The organism is Streptomyces sp. NPDC050534, from assembly GCF_044457745.1.
Lineage (GTDB): Bacteria > Actinomycetota > Actinomycetes > Streptomycetales > Streptomycetaceae > Streptomyces.
Genome location: NZ_JBITHF010000001.1, coordinates 262,439 through 278,266 on the forward strand (window position 1 = coordinate 262,439; position 15,828 = coordinate 278,266).

At 71.0% G+C, this 15,828-nt stretch carries 12 protein-coding genes; 10 read left to right on the top strand and 2 right to left on the bottom strand.

Features of this window, described 5'->3' with window-relative positions:
• The first annotated feature begins 295 nt into the window (after nucleotides 1-295).
• The 8 genes from ACIBN2_RS01270 (at nucleotide 296) to ACIBN2_RS01305 (ending at nucleotide 11,302) form a co-directional block, all read left to right on the top strand.
• On the top strand, nucleotides 296-2,374 hold the full coding sequence (locus ACIBN2_RS01270; RefSeq protein WP_399132859.1) for a molybdopterin cofactor-binding domain-containing protein: 2,079 nt from the start codon (nucleotides 296-298) through the stop codon (nucleotides 2,372-2,374).
• 37 nt (nucleotides 2,375-2,411) lie between these two features.
• Nucleotides 2,412-2,873 carry a (2Fe-2S)-binding protein gene (locus ACIBN2_RS01275; protein ID WP_399132002.1) on the top strand — a complete coding sequence of 154 codons (462 nt, stop codon included), beginning with the start codon at nucleotides 2,412-2,414 and terminating at the stop codon, nucleotides 2,871-2,873.
• An 83-nt stretch (nucleotides 2,874-2,956) separates the two neighbouring features.
• On the top strand, nucleotides 2,957-6,331 hold the full coding sequence (locus ACIBN2_RS01280; protein ID WP_399132860.1) for a pyruvate carboxylase: 3,375 nt from the start codon (nucleotides 2,957-2,959) through the stop codon (nucleotides 6,329-6,331).
• A 228-nt stretch (nucleotides 6,332-6,559) separates the two neighbouring features.
• Nucleotides 6,560-7,648: an S-(hydroxymethyl)mycothiol dehydrogenase gene (locus ACIBN2_RS01285; protein WP_399132003.1), complete on the top strand. Its 1,089-nt coding sequence runs from the start codon at nucleotides 6,560-6,562 to the stop codon at nucleotides 7,646-7,648.
• A complete protein-coding gene (locus ACIBN2_RS01290) occupies nucleotides 7,648-8,280 on the top strand; it encodes an MBL fold metallo-hydrolase (RefSeq protein ID WP_399132004.1) in 633 nt (210 codons plus the stop codon). The genes ACIBN2_RS01285 and ACIBN2_RS01290 overlap by 1 nt, the downstream gene beginning before the upstream one ends.
• 235 nt (nucleotides 8,281-8,515) lie before the next feature.
• Nucleotides 8,516-8,878: a bifunctional 3-phenylpropionate/cinnamic acid dioxygenase ferredoxin subunit gene (locus ACIBN2_RS01295; RefSeq protein ID WP_399132005.1), complete on the top strand. Its 363-nt coding sequence runs from the start codon at nucleotides 8,516-8,518 to the stop codon at nucleotides 8,876-8,878.
• The gene (locus ACIBN2_RS01300) at nucleotides 8,875-10,035 is read left to right on the top strand and encodes an NAD(P)/FAD-dependent oxidoreductase (RefSeq protein ID WP_399132006.1); all 1,161 of its coding nucleotides are present in this window, start codon (nucleotides 8,875-8,877) and stop codon (nucleotides 10,033-10,035) included. The genes ACIBN2_RS01295 and ACIBN2_RS01300 overlap by 4 nt, the downstream gene beginning before the upstream one ends.
• A 133-nt stretch (nucleotides 10,036-10,168) precedes the next feature.
• Nucleotides 10,169-11,302, top strand: a complete 1,134-nt coding sequence (locus tag ACIBN2_RS01305; RefSeq protein ID WP_399132007.1) for an aromatic ring-hydroxylating dioxygenase subunit alpha — start codon at nucleotides 10,169-10,171, stop codon at nucleotides 11,300-11,302.
• A gap of 16 nt (nucleotides 11,303-11,318) precedes the next feature.
• On the opposite strand, the gene ACIBN2_RS01310 is transcribed toward ACIBN2_RS01305, so the two are convergent.
• Nucleotides 11,319-12,065: an IclR family transcriptional regulator gene (locus ACIBN2_RS01310; RefSeq protein WP_399132861.1), complete on the bottom strand. Its 747-nt coding sequence runs from the start codon at nucleotides 12,063-12,065 to the stop codon at nucleotides 11,319-11,321.
• A 201-nt stretch (nucleotides 12,066-12,266) separates the two neighbouring features.
• Between ACIBN2_RS01310 and betA the strand changes: the two genes are divergently transcribed.
• Both betA and ACIBN2_RS01320 read left to right on the top strand, forming a co-directional pair.
• A complete protein-coding gene (betA, locus tag ACIBN2_RS01315; RefSeq protein WP_399132008.1) occupies nucleotides 12,267-13,937 on the top strand; it encodes a choline dehydrogenase in 1,671 nt (556 codons plus the stop codon).
• A 4-nt stretch (nucleotides 13,938-13,941) separates the two neighbouring features.
• Entirely contained in the window at nucleotides 13,942-14,787 is an 846-nt protein-coding gene (locus ACIBN2_RS01320) for a 5,10-methylenetetrahydrofolate reductase (protein WP_399132009.1), read from the top strand.
• Between the two features lie 85 nt (nucleotides 14,788-14,872).
• Here the strand turns inward: ACIBN2_RS01320 and purU are convergent, their stop codons facing one another.
• Entirely contained in the window at nucleotides 14,873-15,745 is an 873-nt protein-coding gene (gene purU, locus ACIBN2_RS01325; protein ID WP_399132010.1) for a formyltetrahydrofolate deformylase, read from the bottom strand.
• Nucleotides 15,746-15,828: the final 83 nt, after the last annotated feature.

The following is a 15,828-nucleotide window of genomic DNA, read 5'->3' on the forward strand; positions in this document are numbered from 1 at the left end:
GACGAAGAGCCTACGGAGAAGAGGGGGCGAAGGAGGGCAAGCCGCGCGTGAGAGGCCCGAACTCAACGGCACTGGGTTCTCAGGGAACCCACAGGGCGACTGGTCCCTCATATCGGGTGAGGATGCGGCCGGTTGAGGTGAGTGCACGGCCGGACGGATCGGCGTATGAGCCGGACTAACCCGCTAGGAGCCCGTGTTGGACGGCAAAAATCCCTCCGCCGCAGACACCCGTCCGGCCGTACTGGCCATACAGGACGAGAAGGCCCCGCGCTCCGCCGTCTCGCGCCGCCGCTTCATGGTCTACTCCCTGGCCGCCACCACGCTCACCATCGCCGCCCCCCTCGCGTGCGACACGTCCTCCGCCCAGGGCTCCGAGCCCCACCGGGACGGCCCGGGCGTGCTGGTGACCGGCGCCGACGAGGAGATGCTGGTCCTGGAGGTCACCCGCGCCAACAAGGTCGTCGTACGGCTGCCGCGGGTCGAGGTGGGCCAGGGCATCACCACCGCCGTCGCCATGATGATCGCCGAGGAGCTGGACGCCCGCCTCGCCGACATCGACATCCCGCTCGCCGACGCCCGCACCAAAGGCAACCAGTCCACCGGCGGATCGAGTTCGGTGAGTTCCCTGTACGGGCCCGCCCGGCAGCTCGCCGCCACCGCGCGCGCCCGGCTCGTCACCGCCGCCGCCCGGCGCTGGCACCTGCCCGCCTGGACCCTGCGCACCCGGGACACCATGGTGATCGCCCCGGACGGCCGCACCGCCACCTTCGGGTCGCTGAGCGCGAGCGCCGCCGGAATCCGTCGTACGGCCGTGTCCGCCAAGCCGAAGCCGGCGTCCCGGCACAAGGTGATCGGCCGGCCGACGAACCGTGTCGACGCCCGGGATCTGGTCACCGGCAAGGCGAAGTACACCGGCGACCTGAATGTGGCCGGGGCGAAGCCGACCGTGGTGGCCCGGCCGCCCACGATCGGCGGCAAGGTCCTTTCGGTCGACGACCGGGCCGCGCGTGCGATGCCGGGGGTCCATGCCGTGGTGCGGGTGCCGGGCGGGGTCGCCGTGGTGGCCGAGACCTTCCATCACGCCTTCCAGGCCCGCGACGCCCTGAGGATCAAGTGGGCGCCGGGGCCGCTGGCCGCCCTGTCCGACGACGGCATCCGCGCCCGGCTGCGGGCCGCGGTCCCGCGTCCTGGCATCCCGCCGCGCGGGACGTCGCAGGTCGAGGGCGAGTTCGCCTTCGCGTTCGTCAGCCACGCGCCGATGGAGGTGCTGACGGCGATCGCGGACGTACGCGCGCACAAGGCGGAGGTCTGGTTCTCCTCGCAGACGCCGATGGAGGCCCGCGACACCATCGCCCACGCGGTCGGGCTGCCCGCGTCCGCGGTCACGGTCCATGTGATGCGCGGCGGCGGCTCGTTCGGGCGGCGGCTGACCTTCGACGCGGCGGTCGAGGCGGCACAGATCTCGAAGGCGGCCCGCCGGCCCGTGAAACTGATGTGGAGCCGCAACGACGACACCCGGCACGGCCGGATGCGGCCCGCCAGCCACCACCGCATCCGGGCCAGCCACAAGGACGGCCGGGTGGTCGCCTTCACCCATGCGATGTCCTCGGTGAACGAGTCCTACGGGAAGAACGGGACCGTGAGCCAGGCCGTCTTCACCCGGCCGGCGTCGTCCGCTCCCGCCCCCAGCGACTTCGGGCTCTACAACTTCGGCCGGATCTCCGGCCATTCGGACGGCGTCGACCTCGCGATGCCCCTCGGCGCCTGGCGGTCCGTGGACTCCGGGACGATGCGGACCGCGGAGGAGATCATGGTGGACGAGGTGGCCCGGAGCCTCGGCCAGGACCCGGTCGCCTTCCGCCGTACGACGCTGCGGAACAAGGCTGTCCGGGCTGTGCTCGAGAAAGTCGCGCGGGCCGGGGACTGGGGGCGGGCGATGCCCGAAGGGCACGGGCAGGGTGTGGCCGTGCATGAGGAGTACGGCTCCTGCGTGGCCTGTCTGGCCGAGATCGACGCAAGTGATCCGAAGAAGCCCCGGGTGACCAGGGTGGTGATGGCGGCCGACGTGGGCACCGCCGTCAATCCGCGCGGCCTGGAGGCCCAGCTCATGGGGACCGCGGTCGACGGGATCTCCACCGTGCTGAGCGCCGGGCTGCACATCGACCGCGGCGCCGTGCGCGAGGGCAGCTTCAGTGATTTCCGGTGGGCCCGCCAGCGGGACGCCCCGCTGCATTTCGAGGCGCACATCATGCCGTCCAAAGGGGAGCCGGGCGGCGCCGGCGAGCTCGGGGTGCCGGCCGCGTCCGGGGCCGTCGCCAACGCCTACGCACGCGCGAGCGGCACCAGGCCCCGCCGTTTCCCGCTCACATTCTGAGACCGTTCACATGCTGAGACGCTCCGAGAAGGTTCCGATGCCCTCGTACTCCTTCGTCCTCAACGGCGAGCAGGTCACCGTGGAGGCCCCCGCCGACATGCCGCTGCTGTGGGTGCTGCGCGACCTGCTGCACGTCACCGGGCCCAAGTACGGCTGCGGTGTCGGCGTCTGCCGCGCCTGCACCAGCCATCTCGACGGGGAGGAGATCCAGCCCTGCGTCGTGAAGGTCGCCGACTGTGCGAAACGCCAGGTCACGACCATCGAGGGGCTGGCCGACGGGGACACCCTGCACCCGGTGCAGCAGGCGTGGCTGGAGTGCGACGTGGCGCAGTGCGGGTTCTGCCAGCCCGGCCAGATCATGGCCGCCGCGGCCCTGCTGAAGAAGACGCCCCGGCCGTCCGACCAGGACATCGACCGCATCGAGAACGTATGCCGCTGCGGCAGCTACCCGCGCATACGCGAGGCAATCAGGAGGGCGGCAACCGAGATCACACCTTGATGTGAGTGGCCTGCCTCACATGGCGTGACAGGATCGTGACCGACACCATGGTGCACGTCATCGGCAGGCTGAAGGGAGCGGTGATGTTCCGCAAGGTGCTGGTCGCCAACCGTGGTGAGATCGCGATCAGGGCGTTCCGCGCGGGGTATGAGCTCGGGGCGAGGACCGTCGCCGTCTTCCCGCACGAGGACCGCAACTCGTTGCACCGGCTCAAGGCCGACGAGGCGTACGAGATCGGCCAGCAGGGGCACCCGGTGCGGGCGTATCTCTCCGTCGAGGAGATCGTGCGCGCCGCGCGGCAGGCCGGCGCGGACGCGGTCTACCCGGGCTACGGGTTCCTGTCCGAGAACCCCGAGCTGGCGCGCGCGTGCGAGGAGGCGGGCATCACGTTCGTCGGGCCCAGCGCGCACACCCTGGAACTCACCGGCAACAAGGCGCGCGCCGTGGCCGCCGCCCGAGCGGCCGGCGTCCCCGTGCTCGGCTCCTCGGCGCCCTCCAACGACATCGACGAACTCGTCGCCGCGGCCGAGGAGATCGGCTTCCCGGTGTTCGTGAAGGCCGTGGCGGGCGGCGGCGGGCGCGGCATGCGCCGTGTCGAGGACCCGGCCGCGCTGCGCGAGTCCATCGAGGCGGCGTCCCGCGAGGCGGCCTCCGCCTTCGGCGACCCGACCGTCTTTCTGGAGAAGGCGGTCGTCGACCCCCGCCACATCGAGGTGCAGATCCTCGCCGACGGCGAGGGCAACGTCATCCACCTCTTCGAGCGCGACTGTTCGCTCCAGCGCCGCCACCAGAAGGTCATCGAGATGGCCCCGGCGCCCAATCTCGACCCCGAGCTGCGCGACCGCATCTGCGCCGACGCGGTGCGCTTCGCGCGCGAGATCGGCTACCGCAACGCGGGCACCGTGGAGTTCCTCCTCGACCCCGAGGGCAACCACGTCTTCATCGAGATGAACCCGCGCATCCAGGTCGAGCACACGGTCACCGAGGAGGTCACCGACGTCGACCTCGTCCAGGCCCAGCTGCGCATCGCCTCCGGCCAGACGCTGGCCGACCTCGGCCTGTCGCAGGAGACGGTGACGCTGCACGGCGCGGCCCTGCAGTGCCGTATCACCACCGAGGACCCGGCGAACGGCTTCCGTCCGGACACCGGCCGGATCAGCGCCTACCGCTCGCCCGGCGGCTCGGGCATCCGCCTCGACGGCGGAACGACCCACGCCGGTACGGAGATCAGCGCCCACTTCGACTCGATGCTGGTCAAGCTGACCTGCCGGGGCCGGGACTTCAAGGCCGCCATCGGCCGGGCGCGGCGCGCCGTGGCCGAGTTCCGTATCCGCGGTGTGGCCACGAACATCCCGTTCCTGCAGGCGGTGCTGGACGACCCGGACTTCCGGGCCGGGCGGGTGACGACGTCGTTCATCGAGCAGCGCCCGCACCTGCTGACCTCGCGCTCCTCCGCGGACCGTGGGACCAAGCTGCTCACCTACCTCGCCGACGTCACGGTCAACAAGCCGCACGGCGAGCGCCCTCGCCTGATCCACCCGAGCACGAAGCTGCCCGCGCTGCCCGCGGGCGAGCCGCCGGCCGGTTCCCGGCAGAAGCTGGTCGACCTGGGCCCCGAGGGCTTCGCCCGCTGGCTGCGCGAGTCGCCGACCATCGGCGTCACGGACACCACCTTCCGCGACGCCCACCAGTCCCTGCTCGCCACCCGCGTGCGCAGCAAGGACCTCCTGGCGGTCGCCCCGGTGGTCGCGCGCACGCTGCCGGAGCTGCTGTCGCTGGAGTGCTGGGGCGGGGCCACGTACGACGTGGCACTGCGCTTCCTCGCCGAGGACCCGTGGGAGCGGCTGGCGGCGCTGCGCGAGGCCGTCCCCAACATCTGTCTCCAGATGCTGCTGCGCGGGCGCAACACCGTGGGCTACACCCCGTACCCGACGGAGGTGACCGACGCCTTCGTACACGAGGCCGCCGCCACCGGCATCGACATCTTCCGCATCTTCGACGCCCTCAACGACGTCGGCCAGATGCGGCCCGCCATCGAGGCCGTACGCGAGACGGGCACCGCGATCGCCGAGGTCGCCCTCTGCTACACCGCGGACCTGTCGAACCCGGACGAGCGCCTGTACACGCTGGACTACTACCTGCGCCTCGCCGAGCAGATCGTCGAGGCGGGCGCGCACGTCCTGGCGGTCAAGGACATGGCCGGTGTGCTGCGCGCCCCGGCCGCCGCGACCCTCGTGTCCGCGCTGCGCCGCGAGTTCGACCTGCCGGTGCACCTGCACACCCACGACACCGCGGGCGGCCAGCTCGGCACCTACCTGGCCGCGATCCAGGCGGGCGCGGACGCGGTGGACGGCGCGGTCGCCTCCATGGCCGGTACGACCTCGCAGCCGTCGCTGTCGGCGATCGTCGCCGCGACCGACCACTCCGAGCGGCCGACCGGCCTCGACCTCCAGGCGGTCGGCGACCTGGAGCCGTACTGGGAGAGCGTCCGCAAGATCTACGCCCCCTTCGAGGCGGGCCTCGCCTCCCCGACCGGGCGCGTCTACCACCACGAGATCCCCGGCGGGCAGCTGTCCAACCTGCGCACCCAGGCCGTCGCGCTCGGCCTCGGCGACCGCTTCGAGGACATCGAGGCGATGTACGCCGCAGCCGACCGGATGCTGGGCCGCCTGGTGAAGGTCACCCCGTCCTCCAAGGTGGTCGGCGACCTCGCCCTGCACCTGGTGGGCGCCGGGGTGGATCCGGCCGACTTCGAGGCCACCCCGAACCGCTACGACATCCCCGACTCCGTCATCGGCTTCCTGCGCGGCGAGCTGGGCACCCCGCCCGGCGGCTGGCCGGAGCCCTTCCGCACCAAGGCACTTGAGGGCCGCGCCGACGCCAAGCCGGTGCAGGAGCTGACGCCCGAGGACCGCGAGGGCCTCGCGAAGGAGCCCCGCGCCACGCTCAACCGGCTCCTCTTCCCCGGCCCGACGCGTGACTTCGACGCTCACCGCCAGGCCTACGGCGACACCAGCGTGCTGGACAGCAAGGACTTCTTCTACGGTCTGCGTCCGGGCACGGAGTACGCCGTCGACCTGGAGCCCGGCGTCCGGCTGCTGATCGAGCTGGAGGCCGTCGGTGAGGCCGACGAGCGCGGCATGCGGACCGTGATGTCCACCCTGAACGGCCAGCTCCGGCCGATCCAGGTGCGCGACACCGCCGCCGCCTCCGACGTGCCGGTGACGGAGAAGGCCGACCGGGCCAACCCGGGCCATGTCGCCGCGCCGTTCGCCGGCGTGGTCACGCTCGCGGTGTCCGAGGGCGACGAGGTGGACGCCGGGGCGACGGTGGCCACCATCGAGGCGATGAAGATGGAGGCCGCGATCACGGCCCCGAAGGCGGGCCGGGTGTCCCGGCTTGCCATCAACAAGATCCAGCAGGTCGAGGGCGGTGACCTGCTCGTCGAGATCGGGTGATCCCGGCTCCGGCCCCAGGGCGGCCCCGGTACGGCTTCTGCCGTGCCGGGGCCGCTTCGTGTCGTACGGGATGTCGGGGCGCGCACCTTCCGTGGCGGGTTCCGGAGCCTTGACCCAGGGTCGGCGCTCCATGATGCTGTGTTGCGGCACACGAGATACGTGCCGTATTGAGCAACTCATTGTTTGAGTGGCTTCCGTGCTTCAGTTCTCCACAGCCGAGGAGTGGTCATGACGCATCAGGTCCGCGCTGTCGTCGCGCGGGGCAAGGGTGCCCCCGTCAGCCTGGAAACGATCATCGTGCCCGATCCCGGTCCGGGCGAGGCGCTGGTGAAGATCGAGGCATGCGGGGTGTGCCACACCGATCTGCACTACCGCGAGGGCGGCATCAACGACGACTTCCCGTTCCTGCTGGGGCACGAGGCGGCCGGGGTCGTGGAGTCGGTGGGGGAGGGCGTCACCGATGTGGCTCCCGGCGACTTCGTGATCCTCAACTGGCGTGCCGTGTGCGGGCAGTGCCGGGCCTGTCTGCGCGGCCGCCCGCAGTACTGCTTCAACACCCACAACGCCAAGCAGAAGATGACCCTCGCCTCGACGGGGCAGGAGCTGTCGCCGGCGCTGGGCATCGGCGCGTTCGCGGAGAAGACGCTGGTGGCGGCCGGGCAGTGCACGAAGGTGGACCGGGCGGCGTCCGCGGCCGCCGCCGGCCTGCTCGGCTGCGGCGTCATGGCGGGCATCGGCGCGGCGATCAACACCGGCCAGGTCGGCCGCGGCGACTCGGTCGCCGTCATCGGCTGCGGCGGTGTCGGGGCGGCGGCGATCGCCGGGGCGAGCCTCGCGGGCGCGGCGAAGGTCATCGCGGTGGACATCGACGACCGCAAGCTGGCCACCGCGCAGAAGCTGGGCGCCACCCACACCGTCAACTCACGTGAAGGTGACGCGGTGGAGGCGATCCGTGAGCTGACCGGCGGTTTCGGCGCCGACGTGGTCATCGAGGCGGTCGGCCGCCCGGAGACGTACAAGCAGGCCTTCTACGCCCGCGACCTCGCCGGCACGGTCGTCCTCGTCGGCGTACCCACCCCGGAGATGAAGCTGGAGCTGCCGCTGCTGGACGTCTTCGGCCGCGGTGGCGCCCTGAAGTCGTCCTGGTACGGCGACTGCCTGCCGTCCCGCGACTTCCCGATGCTGATCGACCTCTACCTCCAGGGCCGCCTGGACCTGGACGCCTTCGTCACCGAGACCATCGCCCTGGACGAGGTGGAGAAGGCCTTCGAGCGGATGCACGGCGGGGACGTCCTGCGCTCGGTGGTGGTGTTCTGATGACCCTGGTCCACGTCGAACGGCTTGTCACGTCGGGCACGTTCTCCCTCGACGGCGGCACCTGGGAGGTCGACAACAACGTGTGGATCGTAGGTGACGACCGCGAGGCGATCGTCGTCGACGCGGCCCACGACGCCGGCGCGATCGCCGACGCGGTCGGCGGGCGCACGCTGAAGGCCATCGTGTGCACCCACGCGCACGACGACCACGTCAACGCCGCGCCCGAACTGGCCGCGCGCACCGGCGCCCCGGTCCTGCTGCATCCGGACGACCTGCCGCTGTGGAAGCTCACGCACCCCGACCGGATGCCCGACGCCGACCTGGCCGACGGGCAGCCCCTGACGGTGGCCGGCATCGAGCTGACCGTCCTGCACACGCCCGGCCACGCACCCGGCGCCGTATGCCTGTATGCGCCTGCCCTGGGGGCGCTCTTCAGCGGCGACACGCTCTTCGCGGGCGGACCAGGGGCCACGGGGCGGTCGTACAGCCACTTCCCGACCATCGTCGAGTCGATCCGGGAGAGGCTGCTGACTCTTCCCGCGGACACCGTGGTGCACACGGGCCACGGGGAGACGACCACCGTCGGCGCCGAGGCGCCGCATCTCCAGGAGTGGATCGACCGCGGTTTCTGACCGCCGGGCAGGGTCGCTTCCGCTTGTCGGCCCGCCTTCCCGTCCTGCCCGCGCGGGACGGGAAGGCGGGCTGTCTGCATGGAGTCGGTGTTTCTCATCGTGATGCATGTTGCATATGAAGAAACGTGGAGGAGAGGGCAATCCTGCCTCCTGAACTTCTTGACAGCGGTTCGGGCCGACCCCAGACTGATGTTGCGCTTACCGCAATCCGTTTCGCTATACGCACCGAGGTGTCATGATGATTCCCGCGTGCCGTCTCGTGGATCTTCCGCGAGGTGAGGCTTTCCGGCTCGACATCGATCCGCCGGTCTCGGTGTTCCACACCGACGACGGCGAGGTCTTCGCCATCGACGACACCTGCACCCACCAGGACGCCTCGCTCGCCGACGGCTGGCTGGAGGGCTGCGAGGTGGAATGCCCGCTGCACGCCTCGAAGTTCGACCTGAGGACCGGCGCGGTCGACGCCCCGCCGGCCAAGCTCCCGGTCCGGACGCACGAGGTCGTGGTCGAGGACGGCGTGATCTACGTCCAGGTGTCCACGGACGCCCCCAACCTGCCTCCGTGCATCGCGGCCCGGCTCGCCGGGGGTCTCGCGTGAGGACGGTCGCCGTGGTGGGGGCCTCGCTGGCCGGTCTGTCGGCGGCGCGCTCCTTGCGCAAGCAGGGCTACGACGGACGCCTGGTCCTCATCGGGGACGAGCCCCATCGCCCGTACGACAGGCCGCCGTTGTCCAAGGAGTTCCTGGCCGGCACGATCGGCGAGGCCGATCTCGCCCTGGAGACGGACGGCGAGGACCTGGGGGCCGAGTGGCTGCTCGGCGCCAGAGCCATGGGACTGGACGCCACGCGTCGAGCGGTCCGGCTCGCCGACGGGGCCGAGGTCCGGGCCGACGGGATCGTCATCGCCACCGGCGCCGCCGCGCGCAGCCTGCCGGGCTCCGAGGGCCTGTCCGGAGTGCACACCCTGCGCACGCTGGACGACGCCCGCGCCCTGCGGGCCGAACTGGCCCGCGGCGGACGGCTGGTGGTGATCGGAGGCGGCTTCATCGGCGCCGAGGTCGCCTCCACCGCCTACGCCCTCGGGCTCGACGTGACCGTGATCGAGGCGGCCCCGACGCCGCTGGCCGGACCGCTCGGCGCGACCATGGGCGCCATCGTCTCCGGGCTCCACGCCGACCACGGCGTACGGCTGCTGTGCGGCGTGGGCGTCAAGGGGCTCAGCGGCGAACGGCAGGTGGAAGCCGTGCTGCTGGACGACGGCCGCACGGTGCCCGCGGACACCGTGGTCGTCGGTGTCGGGGCCCGCCCGTGCGTCGAGTGGCTGCACGGCTCCGGCGTCGAACTCGACAACGGCGTCAAGTGCGGTGCCGACGGGCGCACCAGCCTGGCCGGCGTGGTCGCGGTCGGCGACTGCGCCAACTGGTACGACCCGCGGGCCGGCGCCCACCGCCGCGTCGAGCACTGGACCGGCGCACGCGAGCGTCCCGACGCCGCGATCGCCACGCTCCTGGCGGGCGGCGCGGTGGAGCCGGGCGTGCCACGGCCGCCGTACTTCTGGTCGGACCAGTACGGCGTGAAGATCCAGTTCGCCGGTCACATGGCCGGCGCCGACAGCGTGACCGTCGAGGAGGGCGCCGCGGACGACCGCAACGTCCTCGCCGTCTACCGGCGCGCCGGTACCCCGGTCGCCGTGCTCGGAATGAACCAGCCGCGGCCGTTCATGCGGTGGCGTAAACAGCTCGGCGCTTCGCTGTGAGCGGCGAGATGGGTCGTTGTCCTTGTGCGGCGCCGTTGTGGCCGGTCGCGCCCCGCGGCGGAGCCGCATATCGATACTGCCCCGCGCCCCTGTCGGGGCGCTCCCCGAACTCACCTTTCCCGAGGAGTGTCCCGTGACCTCGACCAGCCTGCCGGACAGTCTGATCGCCACCCTCCCCGGCTCCTCCTACACGGATCCGGCGATCTTCGCCCAGGAGCAGGAGCGCATATTCGAGACCATGTGGTTCTGCGCCGTGCGCTCTTCCGAGCTCGCCAAGCCCGGCGCGTTCCGCACCGTCGACGTGGGCCGCGAGAGCATCCTCGTCACCCGCTCACGCGACGGCTCGATCCGCGCGTTCTTCAACGTCTGCCGCCACCGCGGCGCCAAGCTGTGCACCGAGGAGTCCGGCGAGGTCAAGCGCGCGTTCCAATGCCCGTACCACGCCTGGACCTACGGCCTGGACGGCAAGCTGGTCGCGGCGCCCAACCTCACCAAGATGCCCGACATCGGCCGCACCGAGTACGGCCTGGTGAACGTGGCCGTCCGCGAATGGCTCGGCTACGTCTGGGTGTGCCTGGCGGAGAACCCGCCCTCCTTCGAGGAGGAGGTCATCGGGGACGTCGTCTCCCGCCTCGGGGACGTCGAGGCGATCGAGCACTACGACATCGCCAACCTCTCCGTCGGCAAGCGGATCGTCTACGACGTGCAGGCCAACTGGAAGCTCATCATCGAGAACTTCATGGAGTGCTACCACTGCGCGACCATCCACCCCGAACTCACCGAGGTACTCCCGGAGTTCGCGGACGGCTACGCGGCGCAGTACTACGTCGGCCACGGCGCGGAGTTCGGTGAGGAGGTGCAGGGCTTCACGGTCGACGGCTCCGAGGGCCTGGACCGCATCCCGGGTGTCGCGGAGGACCAGGACCGCCGCTACTACGCGATCACGGTGCGGCCGCAGGTCTTCGTCAACCTCGTGCCCGACCACGTCATCTTCCACCGCATGTACCCGGTGGCCGTCGACCGCACGGTCGTCGAGTGCGACTGGCTCTACCTGCCGCACGTCGTCGAGAGCGGCAAGGACGTCAGCCGCTCCGTGGAGCTCTTCGACCGCGTCAACCAGCAGGACTTCGACGCGTGCGAGCGCACCCAGCCCGGCATGAGCTCCCGGCTCTACGCCAAGGGCGGCGTGCTGGTCCCCAGCGAGCACCACATCGGCGCGTTCCACGACTGGGTCAACGAGCGCCTGGGCACCCCCCGGTCCGCATAGCGGGCGTACGGGCCGCTCAGCCCAAGTACCCCATCCGGTGGCTGATTTCCTCCGCACCCTTGAGCAGGTTCGGCGCCAGCTCGTGCATCCGCTCCTCGGTGAAGCGGTACGCAGGGCCGGAGGCGCTCAGCGCGGCGATGACCGCGCCGTCCCGGTTGCGAACGGGCGCGGCCATGGCGTGCAGGCCGATCTCGAACTCCTCGAGGGTCCAGGCGTAGCCCCGCTCGCGCACCTCGGCGAGGTTCTTCTCGAGCTTCGTCTTCGCGGTGATCGTGCGCGGGGTGACCTTCTTCAGGCCGGTCTCGGCCAGCAGCGCGGCGCGCTCCTTGGCCGGCATGTGGGCCAGCAGGACCTTGCCGCTGGAGGTGGCGTGCAACGGGGTCAGCTGGCCGACCCAGTTGTGCGCCGTGATCGCGCCAGGACCGCGCACCTGGTAGAGGTTGATCGCGTAGTGCTCCTGCATGACGGCGATGTTGACGGTCTCGCCGAGCTCCTCGGCGAGCCGCTCGCACACCGGCCGGCCCTGCTGTGTGATGTCGATACGTCCGGTGACCGCGCCGGCGAGGCGCACGATGCCGAAGCCGAGCCGGTACTTGCCCCGCTCACCCGCCTGCTCCACCAGCCCGCGCGCCTCCAGCGCGCCGAGAAGGCGGAAAGCGGTGGACTTGTGGACGTCGATCTCTCCGGCCACCTCACTCACGCCCGCCTCGCCACGCTGCGCGAGAATCTCCAGGACGCTGATGGCGCGGTCGACCGACTGCACTCCGCCGGCCTGCGAATTGCCTGTCTCGGTGTCTTGGCTGTGGTTGCTCACAGCGAAACTATACGCGCAGTAAACAACGCTACTGCAAGTAGCGGGACCGGAAGAAGACCTCAGAAGTTGCGTCGTTCGCAACCTGGTGCGCATAGCGCTACCGGCGCTAGCATGCTCCGCACATCGACGGCGCGAGCGAGACGAGGCACCATGGCTCCCCTGCAATACGACTTCGTCATCGTCGGCGGCGGTTCGGCCGGCAGTGCGCTGGCGAATCGACTCTCCGCCGATCCGGCCAACCGCGTGCTGGTCCTGGAGGCCGGCCGCTCCGACTATCCGTGGGACGTCTTCATCCACATGCCCGCGGCGCTGACCTACCCGATCGGCAGCCGGTTCTACGACTGGAAGTACGAGTCGGAGCCCGAGCCCCACATGGGCGGCCGGCGCGTCTACCACGCGCGCGGCAAGGTCCTGGGCGGCTCCAGCAGCATCAACGGCATGATCTTCCAGCGCGGAAACCCCATGGACTACGAGCGCTGGGCCGCCGACGCCGGGATGGAGAACTGGGACTACGCGCACTGCCTGCCGTACTTCCGGCGGATGGAGAACTGTCTGGCGGCCGACCCGGACGACGAGTTCCGCGGCCACGACGGCCCCCTCGTCCTGGAGCGCGGCCCGGCCACCAACCCGCTCTTCGGCGCCTTCCTCAAGGCCACCGAGGAGGCGGGCTACGCCCCCACCGACGACGTCAACGGCTACCGGCAGGAGGGCTTCGCCAAGTTCGACCGCAACGTCCACCGCGGACGCCGGCTGTCGGCCTCGAAGGCGTACCTCAAGCCCGCCATGAAGCGGCCGAACCTCACCGTGAAGACCCGCGCCCTGGTCACCCGCGTCCTCTTCGAGGGCAAGAAGGCGGTCGGGGTGGAGTACAAGCGGGGCAGGGGCGCCGTGCAGCAGGTCCGCGCCAAGGAGGTCATCCTCTGCGGCGGCGCGATCAACTCCCCGCAGCTGCTGCAGCTCTCCGGCGTCGGCAACGCCGAGGAGCTGCGCGCCCTCGGCATCGACGTCGTGCACGACCTGCCGGGCGTCGGCGAGAACATGCAGGACCACCTGGAGGTGTACATCCAGTACGCCTGCAAGCAGCCCGTCTCCATGCAGCCGTACCTGGCGAAGTGGCGCGCGCCCTTCATCGGCCTGCAGTGGCTGTTCCGCAAGGGCCCGGCGGCGACCAACCACTTCGAGGCCGGCGGCTTCGCCCGCAGCAACGAGGACGTCGAGTACCCCAACCTGATGTTCCACTTCCTGCCGATCGCGGTCCGCTACGACGGCTCCGTGCCCGCCGGCGGACACGGCTACCAGGTCCACGTCGGGCCCATGTACTCCGACGCCATCGGCTCGGTGAAGATCAAGAGCAAGGACCCGAACGAGCACCCGGCGCTGCGCTTCAACTACCTCTCCACCGAGCAGGACCGCCGCGAGTGGGTCGAGGCCATCCGCGTCGCCCGCAAGCTCCTCAACCAGCCCGCGCTCGCCCCCTACAACGACGGCGAGGTCTCGCCCGGCCCCTCCGTCGAGACGGACGAGGAGATCCTCGCCTGGGTCGCCAAGGACGGCGAGACCGCCCTGCACCCCTCCTGCACCTGCAAGATGGGCACCGACGAGATGTCCGTCGTCGACCCCGCCAGCATGCGGGTGCACGGCGTGGAGGGCCTGCGGGTCGTCGACGCGTCGGTGATGCCGTACGTCACCAACGGCAACATCTACGCCCCGGTGATGATGGTCGCCGAGAAGGCCGCCGACCTGATCCTGGGCAAGGAGCCGCTGCCCGCCTCCAAGGCCGCGTACTACCGCCACCGCGACGCCCGCAAGCAGGTGGGGTGAGACCTTGGGCGCCGCAGGATTGAGCGCACTGCTGGACAGCGTCCGCTACGAGGTGCTGCCGGCGAAGGCGACCGAGGACAAGGTCCTCGCCCATGTCCCGCGCGACGTCGTGGTCACGATCACGGCGTCGCCGGTCAAGGGCCTGGAGCCGACCCTCGACCTCACCGGCCGGCTCGCCGCGCACGGCTACCGCGTCGTCCCGCACGTGCCCGCCCGGCTGCTGCGCGACGACGTGCACCTGAAGGAAGTGGTGGAGCGGCTGTCCGCGGCGGGCGTGGACGACGTCTTCGTCCCCGCGGGCGACGCGGACCCGCCGGCCGGGCCCTACGACGGGGCGCTGCCGGTGCTGCGCCGGCTGAGCGAGCTGGGCGGGCCCTTCGCGCGCGTGGGCATCACCGGCTACCCCGAGAGCCACCCGCTCATCCACGACGACCTCACCATCCAGGCCATGTGGGACAAGCACGCCCACGCCACGTACGTCGTGAGCAACCTCTGCTTCGATCCGCGGGTGCTGGGGGAGTGGATCGCCCGGATACGGCGCCGGGGCGTTTCCCTGCCCGTCCATGTGGGCGTCGCCGGTCCCGTGCAGCGGACGAAGCTGCTGGCCATGGCGACGAAGATCGGGGTGGGGGAGTCGGCGCGGTTCCTGACCAGGCACGCGTCCTGGTTCTGGCGCTTCGCCGCGCCCGGCGGCTACGCGCCCGAGAGGCTGCTCTCGCGCACCCAGGAGACGCTGACCGCGCCCTCGGCGGGGGTGGCGGGCCTGCACCTGTTCACCTTCAACCAGATCGCCGAGACGGAACGCTGGCGCCGGGCCCTGCTGGAGCGGCTCGGGGCGGCGGCGTCGTAGGACCGATTCCGTATACGAGAGAGGGCGGGCCGGGGACCCCGGTCCGCCCTCTCTCGCGCGCGATGTCAGCGGAAGACCACCGTGGTCAGCGGAAGACCACCGTGCGGTTGCCGTCGACCATCACCCGGCTCTCGCTGTGCCACTTCACCGCGTGCGCCAGCACCTGCGCCTCCACGTCCCGGCCGACCGTGACCAGCTCGCCGGGGTCGAGGGAGTGGTCCACCCGGACCACGTCCTGCTCGATGATCTGGCCCTCGTCCAGGTCCGGGGTCACGTAGTGCGCCGTGGCGCCGACGAGCTTGACCCCGCGGTCGTAGGCCTGCTCGTAGGGGCGAGCGCCCTTGAAGCTGGGCAGGAAGGAGTGGTGGATGTTGATGGCGCGGCCCTCGAGCTGCTTGCAGAGGTCGTCGGAGAGGATCTGCATGTAGCGGGCCAGCACCACCAGGTCGACGTCCAGCTCCCGCACCAGCTCCAGCAGCCGCGCCTCGGCCTCGGCCTTGGTGTCCCGGGTGACCGGGACGTGGTGGAAGGGGATGCCGTAGGTCTGCGCCAGGCCCTCGAAGTCGCGGTGGTTGGAGACGATCGCGGGGATCTCGATGTTGAGGGCCCCGGTGCGGCGGCGGAAGAGCAGGTCGTTCAGGCAGTGCCCGAACCTGGAGACCATGATCAGTGTCCGCGTCGGGGTCGAGGCGTCCCGCAGGGTCCAGGAGATGCGGTGGGCCTCGGCGACCGGGCCGAAGCGGTAACGCAGCGTTCGCAGATCCGCGTCGGGATCGGAAACGTCGAAGTGGACCCTCATGAAGAAGCGGTCCTGGAGCCGGTCGTCGAACTGCTGGCTCTGCAGGATGTTGCCCGAGTTCCTGACCAGGAAGCCGCTCACGGCGTGGACGAGGCCCGCGCTGTCCGGGCAGGAGAGGGTGAGGACGTACTCGCGTCCGGGTTGCGGTCGAGGGGACATGTGCGGCCTCCGTCGGTGCGTATTGCACAACAAGGTGAGCGATGCGCAACATGGTCGGCTCGCCGCGCGGCTGCGGTCAAGGG